This window comes from Synechococcus sp. R3-13 (assembly GCF_047462195.1).
Lineage (GTDB): Bacteria > Cyanobacteriota > Cyanobacteriia > Thermostichales > Thermostichaceae > Thermostichus.
Map to the genome: position 1 here is coordinate 1 of NZ_JANSIO010000465.1, position 716 is coordinate 716.

Annotated in this window: 1 protein-coding gene; it reads left to right on the forward strand. The window is 57.0% G+C overall.

What is annotated here, in order from left to right:
* Positions 1–101 precede the first annotated feature (101 nt).
* On the forward strand, positions 102–641 hold the full coding sequence (locus NW856_RS13030; protein WP_414332564.1) for a DUF3611 family protein: 540 nt from the start codon (positions 102–104) through the stop codon (positions 639–641).
* Positions 642–716 lie beyond the last annotated feature (75 nt).

Here is a 716-nt window from a genome sequence, read left to right on the forward strand (position 1 = left end):
TGGTGCGGGCCTCCAGCCCGAAAATTTGGTGACTGGGGCCGGAGAATGAAGATAGGCTGGAAGCGAACGTTGGTGTTCATCCAGGCGAGCGGGGGAAAAAGATGAACGAGCCCATGTCGCCGTCAGTACGGGCGGCTATCGAGCGGATGAAGTCTCGTTTGCGCATGACTCGTCGCTTTGGGTTTTGGTTCCAGGCAATCTTGGGGGCGACGGCGCTGCTGCTGTGGTTTGGCTTTTTAATCGGCCAAAATACCGTCTATCGAGATGACTCGCTGGGGGCTGTCATCGCCTTCTGGTTCACCTTGTTTACATTGCTCACCCTGGCAGCCGGTCTATTTTTCAACTGGCGCTACTTGCTCCACGCGGAGCGCCGCTCAGCTTCTGCCGATGCCTTAAGCCAATTGGATCTGCCCAAGCAGTTGCAGTTGGTCACCTATGTCAGCCTCATTGGGGCCTTCCTTGCTTTGATTGGTATGGAAGCCCAAGTGGGCGAGCTGTTGGCGCGCATGTTTTCCCGCACCCAGGCCAACCAGGTGACAGGAGTGCTGCTGCTGGCCGCCAACATCAACGTGACGTTTGCCCACTTCGTCTGCTTGGCAGGGGTTCTCTGGATTACCGGTGTCCTCGACCGCGAACCCTAGCGCCGGATCCCTGGCCCAGTTTTGGGAGTCATTGGCATTTACGTTTTTGACCAGTGACAAGACGGCTTGTCGCTT